At 58.8% G+C, this 21,023-nt stretch carries 13 protein-coding genes and 1 pseudogene; 9 read left to right on the top strand and 5 right to left on the bottom strand.

Translation table 11 applies throughout. The features are described from left to right. Nucleotides 1–3: 3 nt before the first annotated feature. From G544_RS20370 to G544_RS0110750, 4 genes and pseudogenes are all read left to right on the top strand, one after another. Nucleotides 4–3,819: pseudogene (locus G544_RS20370) on the top strand (BapA/Bap/LapF family large adhesin); the annotation flags it as partial. A gap of 66 nt (nucleotides 3,820–3,885) precedes the next feature. Further along, nucleotides 3,886–5,292: a TolC family outer membrane protein gene (locus tag G544_RS0110760; RefSeq protein WP_027274607.1), complete on the top strand. Its 1,407-nt coding sequence runs from the start codon at nucleotides 3,886–3,888 to the stop codon at nucleotides 5,290–5,292. Beyond that, the gene (locus G544_RS0110755; RefSeq protein ID WP_027274606.1) at nucleotides 5,289–7,478 is read left to right on the top strand and encodes a type I secretion system permease/ATPase; all 2,190 of its coding nucleotides are present in this window, start codon (nucleotides 5,289–5,291) and stop codon (nucleotides 7,476–7,478) included. Before G544_RS0110760 ends, G544_RS0110755 begins: the two co-directional genes overlap by 4 nt. Next, nucleotides 7,459–8,655, top strand: coding sequence for an HlyD family type I secretion periplasmic adaptor subunit (locus G544_RS0110750; RefSeq protein ID WP_027274605.1), 1,197 nt, complete (start codon nucleotides 7,459–7,461; stop codon nucleotides 8,653–8,655). Before G544_RS0110755 ends, G544_RS0110750 begins: the two co-directional genes overlap by 20 nt. A gap of 236 nt (nucleotides 8,656–8,891) precedes the next feature. Here G544_RS0110750 and caiD read toward each other — a convergent pair whose 3' ends face one another. The 5 genes from caiD to caiT all read right to left on the bottom strand — a co-directional run bounded on the left by caiD (nucleotide 8,892) and on the right by caiT (nucleotide 15,467). Beyond that, nucleotides 8,892–9,677 carry a crotonobetainyl-CoA hydratase gene (caiD, locus tag G544_RS0110745; RefSeq protein WP_027274604.1) on the bottom strand — a complete coding sequence of 262 codons (786 nt, stop codon included), beginning with the start codon at nucleotides 9,675–9,677 and terminating at the stop codon, nucleotides 8,892–8,894. Between the two features lie 128 nt (nucleotides 9,678–9,805). Further along, entirely contained in the window at nucleotides 9,806–11,356 is a 1,551-nt protein-coding gene (caiC, locus tag G544_RS0110740) for a crotonobetaine/carnitine-CoA ligase (protein WP_027274603.1), read from the bottom strand. 91 nt (nucleotides 11,357–11,447) lie between these two features. Next, nucleotides 11,448–12,674: an L-carnitine CoA-transferase gene (gene caiB / locus G544_RS0110735; RefSeq protein ID WP_036023858.1), complete on the bottom strand. Its 1,227-nt coding sequence runs from the start codon at nucleotides 12,672–12,674 to the stop codon at nucleotides 11,448–11,450. A gap of 79 nt (nucleotides 12,675–12,753) precedes the next feature. Beyond that, nucleotides 12,754–13,896 (bottom strand): crotonobetainyl-CoA dehydrogenase, encoded by a 1,143-nt coding sequence (gene caiA, locus G544_RS0110730; RefSeq protein ID WP_027274601.1) that lies wholly within the window; start codon nucleotides 13,894–13,896, stop codon nucleotides 12,754–12,756. Between the two features lie 41 nt (nucleotides 13,897–13,937). After that, nucleotides 13,938–15,467 (bottom strand): L-carnitine/gamma-butyrobetaine antiporter, encoded by a 1,530-nt coding sequence (gene caiT / locus G544_RS0110725; RefSeq protein WP_027274600.1) that lies wholly within the window; start codon nucleotides 15,465–15,467, stop codon nucleotides 13,938–13,940. A 684-nt stretch (nucleotides 15,468–16,151) separates the two neighbouring features. Between caiT and G544_RS0110720 the strand changes: the two genes are divergently transcribed. The 5 genes from G544_RS0110720 to G544_RS0110700 all read left to right on the top strand — a co-directional run bounded on the left by G544_RS0110720 (nucleotide 16,152) and on the right by G544_RS0110700 (nucleotide 20,999). Further along, entirely contained in the window at nucleotides 16,152–16,925 is a 774-nt protein-coding gene (locus G544_RS0110720; RefSeq protein ID WP_027274599.1) for an electron transfer flavoprotein, read from the top strand. Between the two features lie 11 nt (nucleotides 16,926–16,936). Beyond that, nucleotides 16,937–17,878: an FAD-binding protein gene (locus G544_RS0110715; protein WP_027274598.1), complete on the top strand. Its 942-nt coding sequence runs from the start codon at nucleotides 16,937–16,939 to the stop codon at nucleotides 17,876–17,878. A gap of 62 nt (nucleotides 17,879–17,940) precedes the next feature. Then, a complete protein-coding gene (gene fixC, locus G544_RS0110710) occupies nucleotides 17,941–19,230 on the top strand; it encodes an FAD-dependent oxidoreductase FixC (protein ID WP_027274597.1) in 1,290 nt (429 codons plus the stop codon). After that, complete coding sequence (locus G544_RS0110705; protein WP_027274596.1) at nucleotides 19,227–19,514, top strand: ferredoxin family protein; 288 nt, start codon at nucleotides 19,227–19,229, stop codon at nucleotides 19,512–19,514. Before fixC ends, G544_RS0110705 begins: the two co-directional genes overlap by 4 nt. A 168-nt stretch (nucleotides 19,515–19,682) precedes the next feature. Continuing rightward, a complete protein-coding gene (locus tag G544_RS0110700; protein ID WP_027274595.1) occupies nucleotides 19,683–20,999 on the top strand; it encodes an MFS transporter in 1,317 nt (438 codons plus the stop codon). The last annotated feature ends 24 nt before the right edge of the window (nucleotides 21,000–21,023 follow it).

The raw sequence follows: 21,023 nt of genomic DNA, 5'->3' as shown, positions 1-21,023 counted from the left end.
GTAGATACCGTCGCGCCAGCGGCGCCGATCATTACCTCTATTGTTGACAACCTTAGCCCAACAACCGGGCCGATCGTCGCAGGCGTAGCCACTAACGATCCTGCGCCAACCCTTAACGGCCGCGCCGAAGCGGGAGCCATCGTTACGATCTTTGACGGTGAAGACAACCCGATCGGCAGCACCACCGCCGATGACAACGGCGACTGGCACTTTACCCCTGACGAACCGCTGGGTGAAGGCGACCACGAGCTGACCGCCGTCGCTACCGACGCGGCGGGCAACGTCGGCGGAGCCTCGCCTTTCGTCGCTATAACTATCGACACCACCGCGCCAGATGCGCCGACCGGACTGTCCGTTTCGCCCAGCGGCACGCGCGTTACCGGCAGCGCAGAACCCGGCAGCACCGTAACCATTACCGACGCTGACGGCACCGTACTGGGTTCAGCAACGGCCGACGGCACCGGCAGCTTTACCGCGACGATTACCCCAGCGCAAACCAACGGTGAAAGCCTGCTGGCTTTCGCTCAGGATAAGGCGGGCAACGTCGGCGAAGCCGCCGGCTTTAGCGCCTCAACCACCGGGCTGCCGGACGTACCGACCATTGAAACAGTGACGGACAACGTCAGCCCGATAACCGGCCCGCTGGAGAACGGACAGAGTACCAATGAAACCCTGCCGTTACTTAGCGGTAAGGCGCAGGCGGGCGCAACCGTCACGGTTTATGACAAAGGGGCGGAAATCGGCACAACGACGGCGGACGACGACGGCGTCTGGAACTTTACGCCAACCGTTCCGTTGACCGAAGGCCAGCACGTCTTTACGGCAACCTCCACCAACGCCAGCGGAACGGGCGGCTTCTCAGAGCCACGCTCAATCGTGGTAGACACCATTGCGCCAGACGCCCCCACCGCAACCATCAGCGCCGACGGCAGTATGATTAGCGGGATTGCCGAAGCGGGCAGCACGGTGACCATTACCTTGGCCAACGGCACAACGGTGACGACGGCCGCCAACGACAGCGGCAGCTATAGCTATACGTTCCAGAGCAAGCAAACCGACGGCGAGCAGCTGTTCGTTACGGCGACCGACGCGGCAGGCAACCCCTCACCCCGCACTCAGGCCGACGCGCCGGACCTGCCGCTGTCGGCTAACAACAACGTCATTGAGCTGGCGCTTACCAGCGATGCGCCCGTCACCACCACGCAGTACGGCGACTACGGATTTTTGCTGGTCGGCGCGCTAGGAAATCTGGCTTCGGTGCTTGGCAACGACACCGCGCAGGTCACCTTTACGGTGGGCAACGGTTCAACGGCGGACGTCAAGATTGACGCCGACGCGACCGGCATCGTGCTGTCCTTGCTATCAAGCCTTGAGCTCGTCGTTCAACTGCACAACTCGGCCAACGACTCCTGGACCACCGTCGTCGATACGCAGGCCCCCCGCTGGGCCAGCCTGCTAACCTTCGGCGACAGCGGCATCAGCCTCAACCTTGATGCGCTGGCGGCGGGAACCTATCGCGTGGTGTCCTACAACACCAGCCTATTGGCCACCGGCTCTTACACCAGCCTGAACGTGTCGGTGATTGAAACCGGTGCGGGCACGGTTAACGGAGATACGGCCCATTCCGGCAACGTTATTCTCGATGACGACCCGGTCTCCGGCAGCGATACGGCGTCTGGCGGTGCGCTAGTGACGCAGGTGACCAACGCTCAGGGAACCGTCGTTCCCGTCACGGCGGACGGCGCGGTTATTCAAGGGACTTACGGCACGCTCACGCTCTACCCGGACGGCAGCTACACCTACACGCTGTTCAACACCTCCGCGTCGGTGATCGGCCACAAGGACAGCTTCAGCTATACCCTTTCCGACGGTACCATCAGCGATACGGCCAGCCTGGTGATTTCCCTCGGCGAAGGCGCCGTAACGGGTCAGGCCGTGGCCGTCGACAACGTCGCCAGCCTCCTCTTTGATACCGAGGTCGCCACGATAGACAACGGCACCTGGTCGCAAAAAGGCTATACCGTGGTTAATCTCGGGCTGGGCGACGCGCTGGACGTCGGCGTTCTGGACGACCTGAGCAACCCTATCGTGTTCAACGTCGAGCAGGGCACTACCCGCAGCTTAACGCTGCAGTCGGAGGTCGGCGGCATCGCGCTGGCGTCCAAATTCGACCTTTATATCTACAAGTTTAACGACGAGACCCAGAAGTACGATCAGTACAAGAGAGTTGAAGACTGGCTGGAAGCGCCGCTGTTTGGCGGCAAGTCCGACGAGCTGGACCTGACGCTCGACGGCGGGAAGTACCTCTTCCTGTTGGATACGACGTCCGGCCTCAGCGTTCTGACGGGCTACTCTCTGAAGGTTCTGGAAGACCACGTTTATAGCGTTACCAGCGTCAGCGCCAGCACCTCCGGCGAGGTGTTAGACAACGACATCGCGCCGCCGAACACCGTCGTCAGCGCGGTGAACGGCGTCAGCGTCGCCGCCTCAGGCGATACCGTCATCGTCGGCCAATACGGCACGCTGACTATTAATGCTCAGGGGCACTATACCTACACCCTGAAAAGCGGCGTCGGCGCGGACAGCATCAGCACGCCGGACAGCTTCATCTACACCATTACGGCGCCTAACGGCGACAGGGACACCGCCTCGCTCAACGTTACGCCTGCGCCAAGGGGGCTGGATGCGGTGGACGACGTCAGCGCGGCTATGACGGTGACGTCGATTCAGGATACCTCAGGCTACAGCGACACCTCTGTGGGAACGGCCAGTTGGTCAAGCTCACTGGGAAAAACGACGGGCAACGGCAGCGGCACCTTTGTCGTCGATGAAGGTTCGGCGTTAAAAGATATCGTACTGACCTTCAAAGCCAGCTCAACGCTGCTCCTAGGCTCTGCCGACATTAGCTGGGAAATTCTGGAAGGCACGACGTCTATCCGCTCCGGCACCACCTCCGCCAGCATGCTTCTGGGAGGTTCACCCGGTACGGTAACGCTCAGCGGACTTGAGCTGGACGCGGGCACCTACACTCTGAAATTTACCGGCAGCGAAACCGGCCTCGTCGGGCAAATCACCGTGACGCCGAGCGTCAGCGGCACGCTTGTCGACCTGTCGGACTATCTGAGCACCGCAGGCCACGCGGTCAGCGGCAATATCTTTGACGGCAGCGATTCGGCGGGCGCAATGGACCAGCTCTCGTCGGTCGGCACCACGTTGAGCATTACCGACGCCAACGGCGTCACGACAACGCTGGACCCGTACACCACCAGCAACGCGACCGCCAGCATTCACGGCCAGTACGGCACGCTGACCATCGGAGTCGACGGCGCCTACAGCTATACGTTGAACCCAGCCGTATCGCTGTCAACGATAACGGAAAAGGAAACCTTTAACTACACGCTGACTTCCTCCAACGGCCAGACGGCGAACGCCACGCTGACTGTCGACATGGCGCCGCAGTTCGTCAGCTCCGGCCATAACGACGTGATTACCGGCACGGCCTACGCCGACACCGCTATCTATCACCTGCTTAACGCCGCCAGCAACACCGGCGGTAACGGCAGCGACGTCTGGAGCAATTTCTCGCTCCAGCAGGGGGACAAAATCGATATCCACGAACTGCTGGTCGGCTGGAACGGCCAAACGTCTACGCTGGGCAACTACCTGAGCGTCACCACCAGCGGCAACGACACGGTTATTTCCATCGATCGCGACGGAGCAAGCGGCCAAACCTACCAGTCGACCACGCTTATTACGCTGGAGAACGTACACACTACGCTCGACGAACTGATAGAACAGCACCACATCATTACCCATTAAAACAGTACCCCCGGGCGCGCAGACGCCCGGGGCAATAAGATTAAATATTTAGAGATAGTTACTATCATGGAAAAATTACGACCCTTAGGGCGGTGGCTGACCGGCTGCCTCTGCGTGGCTAGCCTTCACACCGGCGCACGGGAGCAAAACGTCTCTGCCGAACGGCTTATGCAGCAGCAAGAGCTCCCCTCGCTAAACGGGCGAGCCGCGCTGACGCAAGCCGCCATGGCGCCCACCTCCTTAAAGCTTGAACAGGCGGTAAACCGCGCGGTTTCCTGGCATCCAAGCATTCAGGAAGCGGTCAGCAGGCTCTATCAGCAGTCAGAGCAGGTAGATGTAGCGCTGGCGAAATACTATCCGCAGATAGAGGGCGGCGTGAACGGCGGCTACACCAACAGCTATAGCGACAGCGGCTTTAGCCCTTCGCTGTCGCTTTCCCTTTCGCAAATGCTGTACGACTTCGGCAAAGTCGACAGTCAGGTACGTGCCGAACGAGCGGGCGTCGCTCAGGAACAGGCCAACCTTTTGGTGGCTATCGACGACGTTGTTCGCGACACCGCAATGGCTATTGTGCAGGTTCAAACCTGGCAGCAAATGGTAGAAACGGCGCAGGCGCAGCTGGCGGCGCTAACCGACATAGGCCGCCTCACGCAGCAGCGCCACAGCGAAGGCGCAGCCACGCTGTCCGACGTGGTGCAAACCGAGTCCCGCATAGAGGGCGCCCGCGCCCAGCTAACCCAATATCAGGCCAGCCTGGACAGCGCGCGAGCGACCCTGATGGCCTATCTGGGCTGGGACAGCCTCAACGAAGTAGACAACGGCTTTTCCGACGCGTTTAGCCGCGCCTGCGACAGCGCCGAGCCCGACTATCGCCAGGTTCCTTCGGTGCTGGCGGCCTGGGCGCAGGCCAACGTCGCTCAGGCGCGGCTGGACAACGCCAACGCTCAAATGACGCCGACCGTCTCGCTGGAGCCGGAAGTCAGGCACTACCTTAACGACCGCTACGTCAACAGCGAAACCCTCGACCGCACGCAGTATTCCGCCTGGGTCAAGGTCTCAATGCCTATCTATCAAGGAGGAGGACTCACCGCCAGCCGCAACGCCGCGGGCCACGCGGTAGAAGCGGCCCGCGCCGCGGTTCAGCGAGCGCGGCTCGATGCGCGCCAGAAGCTGACAGACGCCTACAGCCAGTCGCTCAACTTGACCAACACGCTGCAAACGCTGACGCGCCAGCAGGCCTTAACCGAACGCACTCGCGACCTCTATCAGGAACAGTATCTCAACCTTGGCAACCGCCCGCTGCTGGACGTGCTCAACGCCCAGCAGGAAGTGTTTCAATCGCGCTTTTCGCTACAGCAAACGCGCAGCCAGCTTCATCAGCTTCGGCTTCAGTGCCTTTACTACACCGGCAAGCTGCGTAACGCCTTTAAGCTTGAAAACCGCAACATTCAGTCCGTGGAGATCCGCCCATGAGCCGAGCCTCTCGCCTCGATGATGAAGAAACGCTGTCCGGCGAGGCCCTGGCCGACTGGGCGCAGGCCATCGGCTACGTAGCCGGCCACTATCGCGTTAACGGCTCAGCAGGCGCGCTGAGGGCCGATGCGCCCTGGCTTAGCGGAAAAGTGCGGACGGCGGCCCTGACGCACCTTGCACGTCAGGCCGGGCTCTCCTTTACGGCGCTCTCGCCATCACAGGAAACGCTGAGCGCCTGGCGGCTGCCGATTATCGTTCAGCTCGCGAAGGGGGAACTGGGGATCGTTGAGCGGTTTGACGGCGATGATACGGTCGACGTCCGTTTTATCGGTGAGAGAAGCGGCTCAAACCGCGTCTCGCTGCGCGAGCTGCTGCCTGAAGTTCGCTACGTCGCCGCGCTGCGCCCGCTGTCGGCGCTGAAGGACAGCCGGGCCGACGCGTACGTTTCGCGCTACCGCCCGGACTGGCTGCGCAGCCTAATCGTAGGCGATATTAAGCCCTACGGCAGCGTGATGCTGGCGGCGCTGCTGATTAACGTTCTGTCGCTCTCGGGGATCCTGTTCTCTATGCAGGTTTACGACCGCGTGATCCCGGCGCAGTCCTATCCGTCCCTTTACGTACTGGCGTTCGGCGTGCTGATCGCCTCCCTTTTCGGCTTTTTGCTGCGCCTTGCGCGTGGACACCTCACCGACCTGCTCGGCAAGCGGGCGGATATCCGCATTTCCGATCGCGTTTTTGGTCACGCGCTGCGGCTGCGCAATAGCGCTATTCCGCGCTCCACCGGCAGCTTTCTCTCGCAGCTGCGCGAGCTGGAGCAGATCCGGGAAACCATCGCCTCCTCCGTCGTTTCATCGGTGGTCGATCTCCCCTTCTTCTTCCTGTTCCTGCTGGTGCTGGCGCTGATTGCTCCACAGCTGGCGTGGATAGCGCCAGTCGCCGCGCTGCTGATGGTGCTGCCCGGACTGCTGCTGCAAAAAAGGCTGGCGACGCTCGCCAATCAGGCCGCCCACGAAAGCACGCTGCGCAACGCGGTTCTGGTGGAAAGCGTACAGGGCCTGGAAGACATCAAGCTGATGCAGGCGGAAAATCGCTTTTTACAGCAGTGGAACGGCTATATCCAAATCACTGCCGAATCCGGCCTGCGCACCCGCAGGCTCACGCAGGGGCTGCTCAACTGGGGGATCGCCGTTCAAAGCCTGGTTTACGCCGCCGTCGTCATGATGGGCGCGCCTTTAGTGATCGAAGGGGAAATCACCACCGGCTCGGTGGTCGCCGCCTCCATGCTCGCCTCGCGCATGATAGCACCGATGGCGGCCCTGTGCGGCGTACTGGCGCGCTGGCAGCAGGTGAAGGCGGCCAAAGAGGGGCTCGACAACATCATGCAGTTGCCCGTTGAGAACCAAGGCGAAGAGCAGCGCGTACATCAGGACGTTCTGCTCGGGCACTACCGGTTTGACAACGCCCAGTTTCGCTACCGCGCCGACGATCCCATTATTCCACTGCGCATCGGCCGGCTGGAGGTTGCGCCCGGCGAACGCATCGCCGTGCTGGGTCGCAACGGCGCCGGCAAGTCGACGCTGCTGCAGGCGATGGCGGGCGGCATGGAGTTGGTCAGCGGGGAAGCGCGTCTGGATGAGCTGAGCCTGCCGCACATCGACATCGAAGACGTTCGCCGCAACGTCGGCTTTTTGACGCAAAACGCCCGTATGTTTCACGGCACGCTGCGGGAAAATATCGCGCTCGGCGCGCCTAACGCCGACGATGATGACATTTTCAGCGCCCTTCACATCAGCGGCGCGGCGGAGTTTGTCAAAAAGCTGCCCAAGGGGCTGGATCACCCCATCATGGAAGGCGGGGCCGGGCTCTCCGGCGGCCAGCGCCAGTCCATACTGCTGGCGCGCATGCTGCTGCGCGATCCGAATATCGTGCTGTTAGACGAACCGACCGCCTCTTTGGATGAGCACGCCGAGCGCGAGTTCATCCAGCGCCTCGGCCAGTGGCTGGGCCACCGCACGCTTATCGTCGCCACCCATCGCGTGCCGGTGCTGGAGCTGGTAGAGCGGATCGTAGTGCTTAAAGAGGGCCAACTGGTGATGGACGCGCCAAAAGCGCAGGCGCTCAGCGCCGGTCGAACAACACAGGCGCCTAACGAACGGGAGTGGAAACATGAACACCAGTCGGCCTGAGGCGATTATCGACACCTTAAATAACGCCGACGCGCCGGAAAACGGCTACGTCGAGGCGAGGCGCATCATTACGCTCAGCGCCCTGCTGCTTCTTATCGCGTGGCTTTGGGCCAGCTTCAGCACGCTTGACGAAGTTTCCAGCGGGACGGGGAAGGTCATTCCCAGCTCTCGGGAGCAGGTGCTGCAGTCCCTTGACGGCGGCGTTCTGGCGGAGCTCATGGTGCACGAAGGCGATAAGGTGTCGGCGGGCCAGGTGGTGGCGCGTCTCGACCCAACCCGCTCAGAATCCAACGTTGGCGAAAGCGCGGCCCGCTACCGCGCCTCTCTGGCCTCCAGCGTAAGGCTCAATGCCGAAGTCAGCGATCTGCCGCTGGCCTTTCCCGACTCGCTTAAACCCTGGCCGGACCTTATCGCCTCGGAGACCCGGCTGTACACCTCGCGGCGCGCACAGCTTGAAAGCTCAGAAGCAGAGCTCAAAGAGGCGCTTTCGCTGGTCGATAAGGAGCTGGCGATTACCGAACGGCTGGTAAAAACCGGCGCGGCAAGCCACGTTGAGGAGCTGCGCCTTCGCCGCCAGAAAAGCGATCTGGCCCTAAGGCTGACCGACCTGCGCTCGCAGTATTACGTGCAGGCGCGCGAAGCGCTGGCGAAGGCGAACGCCGAAGTGGATATGCTCTCCTCTGTCATTAAGGGCCGGGAAGATTCGGTGACTCGCCTGACCCTGCGTTCGCCGGTACGCGGCATTGTAAAAAATATCCAGGTGACGACGCTCGGCGGGGTTATTCCGCCGAACGGCGAGGTGATGGAAATCGTGCCGGTCGACGAACGGCTGCTGATAGAAGCCCGCATTTCACCGCGCGACATCGCGTTTATCCACCCCGGCCAAAAGGCGCTGGTGAAGATTACCGCCTACGACTACGCCATCTACGGCGGGCTTGACGGTGAGGTGGAAACCATTTCGCCGGATACGCTACAGGACAAGGCCAAGCCCGAGATTTTCTATTACCGGGTGCTGATCCGCACGCATCAGGACTATCTGCAAAACAAAGCCGGACGGCGCTTTTCCATCGTGCCGGGCATGATCGCCTCGGTGGACATCAAAACCGGAGAGAAAACCGTAATGGACTACCTGATTAAGCCGTTTAATCGGGCGAAAGAGGCGCTGCGGGAGCGATAGGAAGAACTGAGTTTGATTCGTTAACGGGTAATCCTAATTGGCTTCAGCGGATATTCCGGCCGAAAGTACGATTTGCTTATATCACCATCGTGCTCGGCCGGGAGGGCGCCCGTATCAGCTTCGGAAGTGCGGCGGGCATCGCCCGCCGTTGAATATTGTCCCCATCGGCCTGACAAAGAAACCCGCTTCGCGACGAAAAGATCGCGTGCAGGGTTCACTCGCCGAAGCGCGACGACTTATTTCCCCTTCCACACCGGCTCGCGCTTCTCGGCGAACGCCGCAGGGCCTTCCAGGGCGTCCTCTGAGTGCAGCACCGACGGATAGTTTTTCAGATTGCCGCTGCGGATGTGGCGATAGCCCTCTTCCACCGACATCTCGCCCGTTTCGCGAAAGATCTCCTTAATGGCAGCGATGGCCAGCGGCGCGCTTTTGCACAGCTGGCGCGCCAGTTCGCGGGCGGTATCCATCAGCTGTTCACCGTCGACCACCCGGTTAACGATCCCCCAGCGCAGCGCCTCTTCTGCGTCTATTCTGCGGCCGGTCATCATCATTTCGTTGGCGATCGTCGGCGGCACCAGCTTGGGCAGGCGCAGCATGCCGCCGCTGTCGGGCACGATGCCGAGCTGGCTTTCCGGCACGGCGAAGCTGGCGTTGCGCGAGCAGACTATCATGTCCGCAGCCAGCGCTAGCTCAAAGCCGCCGCCGAAGGCGTAGCCGTTGACGGCGGCAATCACCGGCTTGTCCAGGTCAAACAGCTCCGTCAGGCCGGCAAACCCGCCGGGGCCGAAGTCAGCGTCCGGCGCTTCCCCTTCCGCGGCGGCCTTGAGGTCCCAGCCCGCAGAGAAAAAACGCTCGCCCGCGCCGGTGATGATAGCGACGCGAAGGGTAGGATCGTCGCGAAACGCAATAAAGGCTTCGCCCATTTCAAAACTGGTTTTGGCATCGATGGCGTTCGCCTTGGGGCGGTCTAAAACGATTTCCAGAACGTCGCCGTTGCGGGTCACGCGTAATGATTCGCTCATGCTAATACTCCATATAAAAAGAACAAATAGAACGGCGCGCCGAGCGGGTAACGAGATGCAGGAGGCCGATGCAGCACGCTTTATTAACGTGCGGCGCAATCGCAGCTTCGACTATTTCGCAAACCGGCTCAGTGCAAGCCTTTTTTGATCACTTTTCCGGAACAGCTTCTCGGCAGGCTCTTCCTGATTTCCAGAAACGAGGGCACCTTAAACTTGGCCATGCGGCTCTCGCAGAAGGTAAAAAACTCCTCTTCGGTCATCGTTTCGCCTTCGTTGAGCACGATGAAAGCCTTAATGGCTTCGTCTCGAATGGAGTCCTTCAGGCCGATAACCGCAACGTCCATAATTTTCGGGTGTGCGGAAATCACGTTTTCCAGCTCTACGCAGGAAATGTTTTCGCCGCTTCGCTTAATCATGTTGCAGCTGCGCTCGACGAAGTAGAAAAAGCCCTCTTCGTCGACGTAGCCATAGTCACCGGTTCGCAGCCAGCCGTCCGCGCTCAGCGCTTTGGCGGTCGCCTCCGGCATGTTGTAATACTCTTTAAACAGCGTCTTGCCCGGTACGCCCTTAAGGCAGATTTCGCCCGTTTCGCCTACCGGCAGCTCCTTGCCCTGGCTATCCCTAATCTGCGCCTCATACCCCATGCCGACGCGGCCGATAGACGGCCAGCGGCGTTTGTCCCCCGGCCTGTCGCCAATGGCGCCGACGATGGTTTCCGTCATGCCGTAGGAGGTCAGCAGCCTGACGCCGAAGCGCCGTATAAACGCATCCTTTTCCTGTTCGGAAAGGTTGAGGTAAAACAGCACCTCTCGCAGACAGTGCTGCCTTTCCCACGGCATTTTAGGCTGCATCATCAGGGTTTTAATCATCAGCGGAATGCATTCGGTCACGGTGGCCCGGTATTTACACACCTGCGACCAAAACGCGCGGGCGCTGAACTTTTCCAGCAGAACGAACGTCGCCCCGGCGGAGAATGCCGCCATCGCGGCGGTACACTGGCAGTCGATGTGAAAAGCAGGCATCGGCGTCATATAAACGTCGTCCTGACGCAGCGCGCACTGCCAGGCCGTATAGTAGCCGGCGAACCTCAGGTTATAGTGAGTGATCACTACGCCCTTGGGGCTGGACGTTGTGCCAGAGGTAAACAGGATTTCCGCCGTATCGTCCGCGCAAAGCGCCACCTGCGGGATAAGGTGAGTGGGCTGGGCGCGCTTCAGGGCGTGAAAATCCAGCGCGTTGAGGGACTCGGCGTTCCCATCTATCAGGAGAACCGTTTGTAGCGAAGCATCGTCGGCCTGCCGGATCTCATCATAAATGCCGTAAAACTCACCGGCGGTTACCACGACGGTGGCGCCGCACATGCGGATCACGTATTCGCTCTCGGCCTTGAGCAGGTTGGCGTTCACCGGCGCCATCACGGCGCCGATTTTAGCCAATCCAAACCAGCAAAAGATGAACTCCGCACAGTTATTCAGATGCAGCGCAACCCGATCGCCCTTAGCCACGCCGAGCGCATAGAAAAGATTGGCCGTGCGGTTAATCTCTTCGTTCAGCTCGCGATAGCTGTATTCAGACGCCAGCCCGTGCAGGCTCTCGACGATAAGCGCCGTCCTGTCGCCGTGCAGCTCCGCCAGGTCGTCCCACATCTGCCGTAAGTTTTGTTCACCAATTATGTCCATTGCGCACCCATACGTACCTATACTCGCTTACCAATAGCGCCGTTGCTTTACTGCAAGCCGGGCGACGGGCGGCCGCCCTTTTATCACCAAGCTATTGTTGCCCGCCAAGCTTGGCCAACCCTTTTTCCGCCAGCGCCTGAATTTGTGCGTCACTGTAACCAATGTCCGCCAAAATAGCAGCCGTATCCATACCCAGCGTCGGCATTCCGCGCCAAATTTGACCAGGATTGTTCTTAAACTTGGGCATAACGTTCGGCCCTTTGCAATCGCGCCCGTCGATGGTTTTCCAGGTCGTTATCGACTCGCGCGCCACGTACTGCGGGTTGCCTTCCAGTTCTGGGATCGTCAGCACCTTGGTCGACGCGACGTTCAGTTCGGCAAAGCGCGCCAGCACCTCGGCGATGGACTTACCGGCCAGATATTCGTCCAGCTTGTCTTCCACCAGCTGGCCGTACGGGCATTCAATGCGGTGAATCAGCTGGGTGCCGTCAGGAATCTCCGGCGTGCCCCACAGGTGCTCAATGCCCATGTCTTTGAACGTTTCCCGGATCTGGTTTACTCCCACCAGCTCCATCACGATGTAGCCATCCTTGCACTTGTAAAGCCCGCAGCCGGTGTAATAAGGATCCTTACCCTTGGTCATGCGCGGACAGATTTCGCCGCCGTTGAAATAGTCCATCATGAAGTACTGCCCCATGCGCAGCATCACTTCGTACATCGCGACATCAATGCTTTCGCCCACGCCCGTCTCGTGCACCTTATGCAGCGCGGCGAGCGTGGCAGTCGTCACCGTCATGCCGGAGAAGTAGTCTGCGGTGTAGGGGAACGCCGGCATCGGCTGGTCCTTGTCGCCGTTTTGGATCAGATAGCCGCTGAACGCCTGCGCGATGGTGTTATAGGCCGCCAGGTTGGTGTATTCATCCGTGCCGTACTGGCCAAAGCCGGAGAGGTGAGCAATCACCAGCTTTTTGTTGTGCTGCCAAAGCAGCTCGTCCGTAATGCCGCGGCGGGCAAAGGCCGGCCCCTTGCTGGCTTCGATAAAGATATCCGTCGTTTCCATCAGCTTTAGAAAGGCTTCCCGCCCTTCGTCCTTAAAGATGTTTAACGACAGCGCGTGCAGGTTGCGCCGCGAAAGCTGAGGATAGTTGGGCTGAACCCGGATCGTATCGCCGTAGGCGACGTTCTCAATCCAGATAACCTCGGCGCCCCATTCGGCAAACATCTGTCCGGCAAAGGGGCCGGCGATTTCAATTCCAGAAAAAACGACCCTGAGCCCGGACAGAGGGCCAAACTTGGGCATGGATAACCGTGCAGACATACGCATCACCTTCTTTACTCAAATCACATGTCAAGGCGCCCGCAGCCCCGGCCGCAGGGCGCCCTATCTCAACCGGCGGTTAGCGGTACTTCTTCAGCTCCGCGCGGCCTAGCGTCAGGATCTGCATTTCGTCGGAACCGCCGGAGATGCGGTCAACGCGCAGGTCGCGCCAGAAGCGGGTTACGCGGTGATCGCCGGCAATGCCGATACCGCCCAGCACCTGCATCGCGGAGTCAACCACTTCAAACGCCGCGTTGGCGCAGAAGTACTTACACATCGCCGCGTCGCCGGAGGTCATCAGGCCGTTGTCGCTCTTCCAGGCCGCTTCGAACAGCATGTTTTTCATGGCGTTCAGCTTGATGGCCATATGGGCGAACTTTTCCTGAATCAGCTGGAAGCGGCCGATAGCTTCGCCGAACTGCACGCGCTGGTTGGCGTAGCGGGCCGCGTCTTCATAGGCACAGTAGGCGGTGCCGTAGTTGGTCAGAGCCACCAGAAAACGCTCGTGGTCAAACTCTTCCTTCACGCGGTTAAAGCCGTTGCCTTCGCGGCCGAACATGTCCTTTTCTTCCAGCTCGACGTTGTCAAACACTACTTCGCAGCAGCTGTCCATGCGCAGGCCCAGCTTCTCCAGCTTGGAAACCTTGATGCCCGGCTTGCTCATGTCGACAAACCATTCGGAGAAAATCGGCTTGTCCGGCGAAGCGCTGTCGCGCGCCATCACCACCAGGTAAGGGGTATAGGCGCTGCTGGTGATAAAGCACTTGCTGCCGTTGAGGTAGACCTTGCCGTTCTTGCGAGTGTAGTTGGTCTGCAGGCTGCCGACGTCAGACCCTGCGCCGGGTTCGGTGATGGCCGAGTTCCACATCTGCTTGCCGGTACCCTGAAACGCCATGATCTTGTCGATCTGCTCCTGCGTTCCCTCGCGCAGCACGGTATTGAAGCCGCCGGGCAGCTGATACAGCACGTAGGTCGGCGCCCCCAGGCGGCCAAGCTCGGCCCAAACCGCAGCCACAGTGACGAAGCCGACGTCGAGGCCGCCGTGCTCTTCCGGCAGCAGCAGGCTGTCGATTCCCATGTCCGCCAGCGCCTTAACAAAGCGCTCCGGATATTCGCTGTTGCGATCGCACTCGGCGAAATAGGCTTCCCAGTTTTCCTGCGCCATCAGGTCGCGGATGCCGGCAACGAACAGCTCCTGCTCATCACTTAATCTAAAATCCATACTTTTAACCTCTTAAATGTTCAAATTCACAGTAAAAACACTCAGTCTTTCCAGTTCTTCTTGGCGTCCTTGATGAAGGAGAGCGTGACCATAATGTTGACGAAGAACAGCGGGCAGCCGCCGGCGATAATCGCCGTTTGAATGGGCTTAAGCCCTCCCAGCGCCAGTAGTACGATGCCGATAACCCCAACCAGAACGGACCAGCCAATGCGTACCAGCAGCGGCGGCTCTTCGCCATCGCGAACCGCACGACAGGTGGACATCGCCAAGGTGTAGGAACAGGCGTTAATCAGCGTAACCGTGGCAATGAAGCACAGAATGAAGAAGCCCCAGATCGTTGCGGTACGCATCGGCAACGCGGCCCAGGTTTCGATAATGGCGCGCGCTACGCCGTACTGTTCGATAAGGTTCGGAATGTTGATGACGTTTTTATCCATCAGCAACAGCGTGTTGCTGCCGAGGATCGTCCACAGCAGCCACGTCCCGGCGGTCAGGCCTGCCACCATTCCCAGACACAGTTCGCGCACGGTGCGCCCTTTGGAAATACGCGCAAGGAAGATGCTCATCTGGATGGCGTAAATAACCCACCACGCCCAGTAAAATACGGTCCAGCTCTGCGGGAATCCGCCTTTGCCGATGGGGTCGGTGTAAAACAGCATGCGCGGCAAATACATCAGCAGCGTGCCTACCGAGTCGGTGAAATAGTTGACCATGAAGCTGGCGCCGCCGACGATGCAGACCCATCCCAACATCAGGAAGCTCAGATAGCTGCGCACGTCGCTGGCGATCTTTACGCCCTTTTGCAGGCCGAAGGCCACGCAGATAGCGTTAAGCACAATCCAGCAGGTAATAATGATGGCGTCCAGCTGTAGGGTATGCGGCACGCCGAAGAGGAACTGAATGCACTCCGTCACCAGCGGCGTCGCCAGACCAAGGCTGGTGCCCATAGCAAAGATCAGCGCCACCAGATAAAAGTTGTCGATGATGGTGCCGAACAGGCCGTTGGCGTGCTTTTCCCCCACCAGCGGCGTCAACGTAGAGCTGGGACGGATAACGTCCATCTTGCGCACAAAGAAGAAGTAGGCAAAGGCAACGGACAGGAAGCTGTAAGTCGCCCACGGCAACGGCCCCCAGTGCAGCAGGCTATAGGCCAAACCAAACTCTTTTGCCGTGACCGAGTTGGGCGCTATCGCAAAGGGCGGGCTGGAGACGTAGTAGTAAATCTCAATCGATCCCCAAAACAGCACGGCGGCGGACGTACAGGATGCGAACATCATGAAAATCCAGCTGGCGGTGCTGAATTCAGGCGCTTCATTTCCTAAACGCTTTTTAGCGTAGGGGCCGAAGATAAGCCAAAACCAGCCGAAGAACATCACGACCATGTACCACTCAAACGCCCATCCCCAAACGTTAGTCACGTAGCTGAAGACTGCGTTAATCACTTCATTTGCCGCATCCAGATCGCGCACGGTCAACCAACAGAGGATCCCAACAATAATCAGCGGGGGAAAAAAGACCTTTGGTTCTATCCCGCTTTTCTTCTGTTTACCTGCTTCAATTTCACTCTTCATTTACGTCTCTGCCTCATGGAAATATCTTCCTCGCAATGACAACCTGAGGGTATTGTTTCTAAATAGACGCGGTTTACAACGCCATATATATGGCGAGCAAGACTTAACGCCGATATGCCTTTAATAAAAAATAAAACCCGAAAGTAATAAATCACCACATGTTAAAAAATAGTGTATTAACGTTAAATATATCCATTAACGTAGAAACAGCCTGGCCGATTAATACGGAACTTATAATGAGTTTTAGAACTGCAATAATCCGTGATCTTAATCAAACTATCCTCCCCGTCGGAGAGAGTCCCCTTCTCATTTTTCATCATAAACCTCACGAATCAACAAAATAAATAATTTAATATCAATGAATTGCATGAATACCACTTTATAAGTAAGCACACCGTGGCGCAGGCCGACTCTTTCAATATTGGTGATCCAGGTATTACTTTGATGGGGGGAATCATGGTATTTCTATTGCCGTCAAATTGATTCCAGAAAGAGGAAGCTGATAAGTAAAACCGTTATTAGTTTAATTACCCGTCGAATAGTTTTATTTACGAACAGCTATACCGATTTTTATAAACGACTTTGAACAAAGCCGTCGTTTTAATTTGTCCTGATTGTGTATTTCACTCCTTATTTGGGAGTTATTTCACAATATTGAAAATTATATTGCCTATCGGAGAAGTGATGAAAATTATTGCATGCTATAAGCTCATCCCCGAGGAGCAGGATATTACCGTTAACGGTGATGGCTCTCTGAACCTCAGTAAGGCGGATGCCAAAATCAGCCAGTTTGATCTTAACGCGATTGAAGCAGCCTGTGCCTTAAAACAGCAAAATGACGATGTCCATATTGTCGCCATGAGCGTGGGTGGCGAAGCGCTGGCAAATCCCAAGGGGCGCAAGGACGTGCTGTCTCGCGGCCCGGATGAACTGGTTGTGGTTTCTGACGCCGGGCTGGAAAACCTTCTGCCCCATCAGACGGCAACCGTGCTGGCGGCGGCAGCGAAAAAAACCGGTTTCGATCTCATCCTGTGCGGCGACGGCTCTGCCGACCTCTACGCCCAGCAGGTCGGCCTGCTGCTCGGCGAGGCGCTGAGCGTGGCCGCGATTAACGGCGTCAGCCGCATCCTTAGCGTATCCGACGGACAGGTTCAGGTAGAACGCACGCTGGAAGACGAAATTGAAACCCTGACGCTCAGGCTGCCGGCGGTGATTTCCGTATCAACCGACATCAACGATCCTCAGATCCCTTCCATGAAGGCCATTCTCGGCGCGGCGAAAAAACCCGTACAGGCCTGGAAGCCAGCGGATCTGGAGCTGGGCGGCGTTGCGTCCTATACGGCGCTGCTTAGCGTACAGGCTCCGAAGCAGAAAGCGCGCGGCCGCGTGATTATCGAAGGGGACGGCGAAGAGCAAATCGCCGAGTTTGCAGAACATCTGCGCAAAGTTATCGGCTAATGGGGGTCGTCATGAGTAAATTTTCAACCGTTTGGGTATTTAGCGACGATGCCGCCCGCCTGCCGGAACTGATGGGCGGCGCGTGCGAGCTGGGCGAAAGCGTTCAGGTCGTCACGCTAAGCGCAGAGCAGTCGGCGCAGGCCTTCCGCCTGGGCGCCAACGCGGCCTATCAACTGGGCGCCGTCCCTGCCGATCGCATCATCGAAGACTACGCGGATACGCTGGTTCGAGCGATTAAGGAACACGGCCCCTCGGCGCTGGTTATCCTGCCGGCGACCCGCCGCGGCAAAGCGCTGGCGGCTCGCCTCGGCGCTCGGCTGGAGGCCGGCGTGGTTAACGATGCGGCGCAGCTGTTTGCCGAAGGCGGCCATCCGGTCGCAACCCACATGGTGTACGGCGGCTTGGCCTTCGGTAAGGAGCAGATAACCACCGCCTATGCGGTCGTCACCTTAGGCAGCGGCACGTTTGCACCCGCGCAGGAAAACGCGGCGCTCAGCGGCAGCGCCGTCGAGTTGACGTTTGTCGCACCGGCAAACCCCATCACCTGCGTATCGCGCAGCGCCAAGCAGGGTGAAAGCGTCGATCTGGGTAAAGCCCGTCTGGTTGTCAGCATTGGCCGCGGCATCGGCAGCAAAGAGAACATCGCCATCGCCGAAGCCTTCAGTAACAGCATAGGCGCCGAGCTGGGCTGCTCCCGCCCGGTAGCGGAAAACGAGAAGTGGATGGAGCGCGAACGCTATGTCGGCATCTCCGGCATCATGCTCAAGCCGGAGCTGTATCTTGCCGTCGGCATTTCCGGGCAAATCCAACATATGGTCGGCGCCAACGGCGCACAAACCATTATGGCCATCAACAAAGATAAAAATGCGCCGATCTTCCAATATGCCGATTACGGCATCGTGGGCGATCTGATGAAGATCGTACCCGCGTTGACCAAAGCCTTAAGTCGGTGAAATAGAAACGTTAACGAAACGGCGGGGCCGCTAGCGGCTCTGCCCTTCTTGCTGGAGACACTATGTCCGAAGATGTATTTGACACCATAATCGTCGGCGCCGGGCTAGCGGGCGCGGCGGCAGCGTTAGTGCTGGCGCGCGAAGGCGCCAACGTTTTGGTGATTGAACGCGGCAACTATGCGGGCGCAAAAAACGTCACCGGAGGTCGGCTCTACGGCCATAGCCTGGAGCGCCTTATCCCCGGCTTTGCCGAGCAGGCGCCGATTGAGCGCCGCATCACGCGGGAAAAGATCTCTTTTCTGACCGACGACAGCGCCGTTACCCTCGACTACCACAACGGCCGGGATGCCGTGCCGCCGCAGGATTCCTACTCCGTGCTGCGCGCCAAGTTCGACCCTTGGCTGATGGAACAGGCGGAAGCGGCCGGCGCGCAGTTTGTACCCGGTATTCGCGTCGACAGGCTGGTTCAACGCGACGGTAAGGTCATCGGCGTCGAAGCTGACGGCGACGTGCTGGAAGCCAATACCGTCATTCTGGCCGAAGGCGTTAACGCCATACTTGCCGAACAGATCGGCATGGCGCAGCCGGTTTCAGCCGCGTCAGTCGCCGTCGGCGTGAAAGAGCTTATCGAGCTGCCCCGCGAATTACTGGAAGCGCGTTTCGGTCTGGAAGGCGACGAAGGCGCGGCCTGGCTGTTCGCCGGCTCGCCGTCCGACGGTCAGATGGGCGGCGGCTTTCTGTATACCAACGGCGATACCCTGTCTCTCGGCTTGGTGTACGGGCTGCACCACATCGAACACGCGAAAAAGTCAGTCCCCCAGATGCTGGAAGATTTTAAGCAACATCCGGCGGTGCGGCCGCTTATTGCAGGTGGGAAAACCATCGAATACGCAGCGCACGTGGTGCCTGAAGCCGGCATCAACATGCAGCCCAAGCTGGTTGGCGACGGCGTGCTTATCGCCGGCGACGCGGCGGGCATGTGCCTGAACCTCGGGTTTACCATTCGCGGCATGGATCTGGCTATCGCCTCTGGCGAAGCCGCGGCGCGCGCGGTACTGGAAGCAAAAGAGAAAAATGACTTCAGCGCCCAAGGGCTCGGCGGCTATCTGCAGCAGTTAGAAAGCCTGTCGGTAATGAAAGACCTGCGCCACTATCGCAAGGTTCCGGCGATGATGGACAACCCGCGCATGTTTACGCTCTATCCACAGATGGTGGCTGGCATCATGGCGGACCTGTTTACCGTCGACGGGCAGCCGCCGCAGCCGCTGCGTAAAAAGATCATGCGCCACTGCAAAGAGGTCGGCTATATGAACCTGCTTAAGGACGGCATAAAAGGAGCAACCGCACTATGAGTGAGCCAGTCAACGTTGACGTCAAGCTGGGCGTCAACAAGTTTCACGTGGACGAAGGCCATCCGCACATCATTATCGGCGAGCATCCGGATATGGCTGCGTTTCGCCTGTTGACGCTGGCCTGCCCCGCCGGCCTCTACAAGCAGCTGGAGGACGGAACTATCCGCTTCGACTACGCCGGCTGTCTGGAATGCGGTACCTGCCGCATTCTGTGCCGTAACTCGGTATTAGAAGAGTGGACCTACCCGCGTGGAACCTTCGGCGTAGAGTATCGCTACGGTTAACGCCCTGCGGTAAAGGCGGGGCGCATCCGCTTTTACCCTTTTTAACCACGCTATTTCATCAGGAGACATATGTATTAACGCTACGGCTTGAAGGGTAACGAGTACAACAATAATAGCCCTCCGATTACCCGTATAGACGGGGAGGCATCGCAAAATGGCCTACTACCTATGGAACAGAATAAAAAATTCGATGACATCAGCTTTTCGCCGGTTCACCGTAAGATAATGCTTTGGGGCAGCGGTGGCCCCTTTCTTGATGGCTACGTTCTCGTCATCATCGGCATCGCTCTGGAACAGCTGACCCCGGCCCTGAAGCTTGACGCAAACTGGATTGGCCTGGTCGGCGCCGCCACGCTGGTGGGGCTGTTTATCGGCACCTCCCTGTTCGGCTACGTTGCCGACCTGGTTGGCCGCCGCCTGATGTTTCTGGTAGACATCGTTGCCATCGGCGTGATTTCTGCCGCCACCATGTTTGTCTCTTCTCCGCTGGAGCTGGTGCTTTTGCGATTTCTTATCGGCATCGTTATCGGCGCCGACTACCCTATCGCTACTTCGATGATCGCCGAGTTTTCCAGCACCAGCCAGCGAGCCTTCACTATGGGCTTTATCGCCGCCATGTGGTACATCGGGGCTACCGCGGCCGATCTGGTGGGCTATATGCTCTATGACGTTGAAAACGGCTGGCGGTGGATGCTCGGCAGCGCCGTGATCCCTTGCGTCGTCATCCTTCTCGGCCGATTTGACCTGCCGGAATCCCCCCGATGGCTAATCCGCAAAGGTCGGATTAAAGAATGCCAGGAACTGATGATCAAGCTGTTCGGCCAGCCCGTCACGTTCGATGAAGAGGAGGTGCAGGAAACGCGCTATAGCCAGATTTTTACGCGCCGCCACTTTACCTCAATTCTGTTCGTCGCCGCGATTTGGACCTGTCAGGTGATCCCAATGTTCGCTATTTACACCTTTGGGCCTCAGATTATCTCGCTGCTAGGGCTCAACGAGGGCAGAGAGGCCGTTTTAGGCAACGTGGTGATAAGCTTCTTCTTCATGATTGGCTGCCTGCCCGCCATGTACTGGCTAAACAGCGTCGGCCGCCGGCCGCTGCTTATCGGCAGTTTCGCCATGATGACCGCGGCGCTGGCGCTGTTAGGGTTTATCCCTGAACCGGGCATTTTCCTCATCGTTGGCGCCTTTGCCCTGTACGCCTTTTTCTCCGGCGGCCCCGGCATTTTGCAGTGGCTGTACCCCAATGAACTTTTTCCTACCGCGATTCGGGCCTCTGCGGTCGGCGCGGCCATGTCCTTAAGTCGAATAGGCACCGTGATTTCTACCTATGCACTGCCGCTGTTTATGCAGCAGCACGGCATTTCCGCCACGATGCTGGTCGGCGCGGGGATCTCGCTCTTTGGCATGGTGATATCTATTATCCTCGCGCCGGAAACGCGCGGCATGTCTTTGGAGCAAACCAGTAAAATCAAGCTGTGCTGAGTGACAAACGGGCGCAGGCCGCGC

This window comes from Leminorella grimontii ATCC 33999 = DSM 5078, assembly GCF_000439085.1.
In the GTDB taxonomy this organism is placed as follows: domain Bacteria; phylum Pseudomonadota; class Gammaproteobacteria; order Enterobacterales; family Enterobacteriaceae; genus Leminorella; species Leminorella grimontii.
Note: the sequence above shows the minus strand (reverse complement) of the source record. Positions and strands in the feature narration are given on the sequence as shown.

What these genes read in the sequence shown, in the direction of transcription:
- G544_RS0110715 (WP_027274598.1), top strand. Translation starts at nt 16,937, where the DNA reads ATGAGTAAATTTTCAACCGTTTGGGTATTTAGCGACGATGCCGCCCGC.
- G544_RS0110720 (WP_027274599.1), top strand. Translation starts at nt 16,152, where the DNA reads ATGAAAATTATTGCATGCTATAAGCTCATCCCCGAGGAGCAGGATATT.
- fixC (WP_027274597.1), top strand. Translation starts at nt 17,941, where the DNA reads ATGTCCGAAGATGTATTTGACACCATAATCGTCGGCGCCGGGCTAGCG.
- G544_RS0110750 (WP_027274605.1), top strand. Translation starts at nt 7,459, where the DNA reads ATGAACACCAGTCGGCCTGAGGCGATTATCGACACCTTAAATAACGCC.
- G544_RS0110705 (WP_027274596.1), top strand. Translation starts at nt 19,227, where the DNA reads ATGAGTGAGCCAGTCAACGTTGACGTCAAGCTGGGCGTCAACAAGTTT.
- caiB (WP_036023858.1), bottom strand. Translation starts at nt 12,674, where the DNA reads ATGTCTGCACGGTTATCCATGCCCAAGTTTGGCCCTCTGTCCGGGCTC.
- G544_RS0110760 (WP_027274607.1), top strand. Translation starts at nt 3,886, where the DNA reads ATGGAAAAATTACGACCCTTAGGGCGGTGGCTGACCGGCTGCCTCTGC.
- caiC (WP_027274603.1), bottom strand. Translation starts at nt 11,356, where the DNA reads ATGGACATAATTGGTGAACAAAACTTACGGCAGATGTGGGACGACCTG.
- caiA (WP_027274601.1), bottom strand. Translation starts at nt 13,896, where the DNA reads ATGGATTTTAGATTAAGTGATGAGCAGGAGCTGTTCGTTGCCGGCATC.
- G544_RS0110755 (WP_027274606.1), top strand. Translation starts at nt 5,289, where the DNA reads ATGAGCCGAGCCTCTCGCCTCGATGATGAAGAAACGCTGTCCGGCGAG.
- G544_RS0110700 (WP_027274595.1), top strand. Translation starts at nt 19,683, where the DNA reads ATGGAACAGAATAAAAAATTCGATGACATCAGCTTTTCGCCGGTTCAC.
- caiD (WP_027274604.1), bottom strand. Translation starts at nt 9,677, where the DNA reads ATGAGCGAATCATTACGCGTGACCCGCAACGGCGACGTTCTGGAAATC.
- caiT (WP_027274600.1), bottom strand. Translation starts at nt 15,467, where the DNA reads ATGAAGAGTGAAATTGAAGCAGGTAAACAGAAGAAAAGCGGGATAGAA.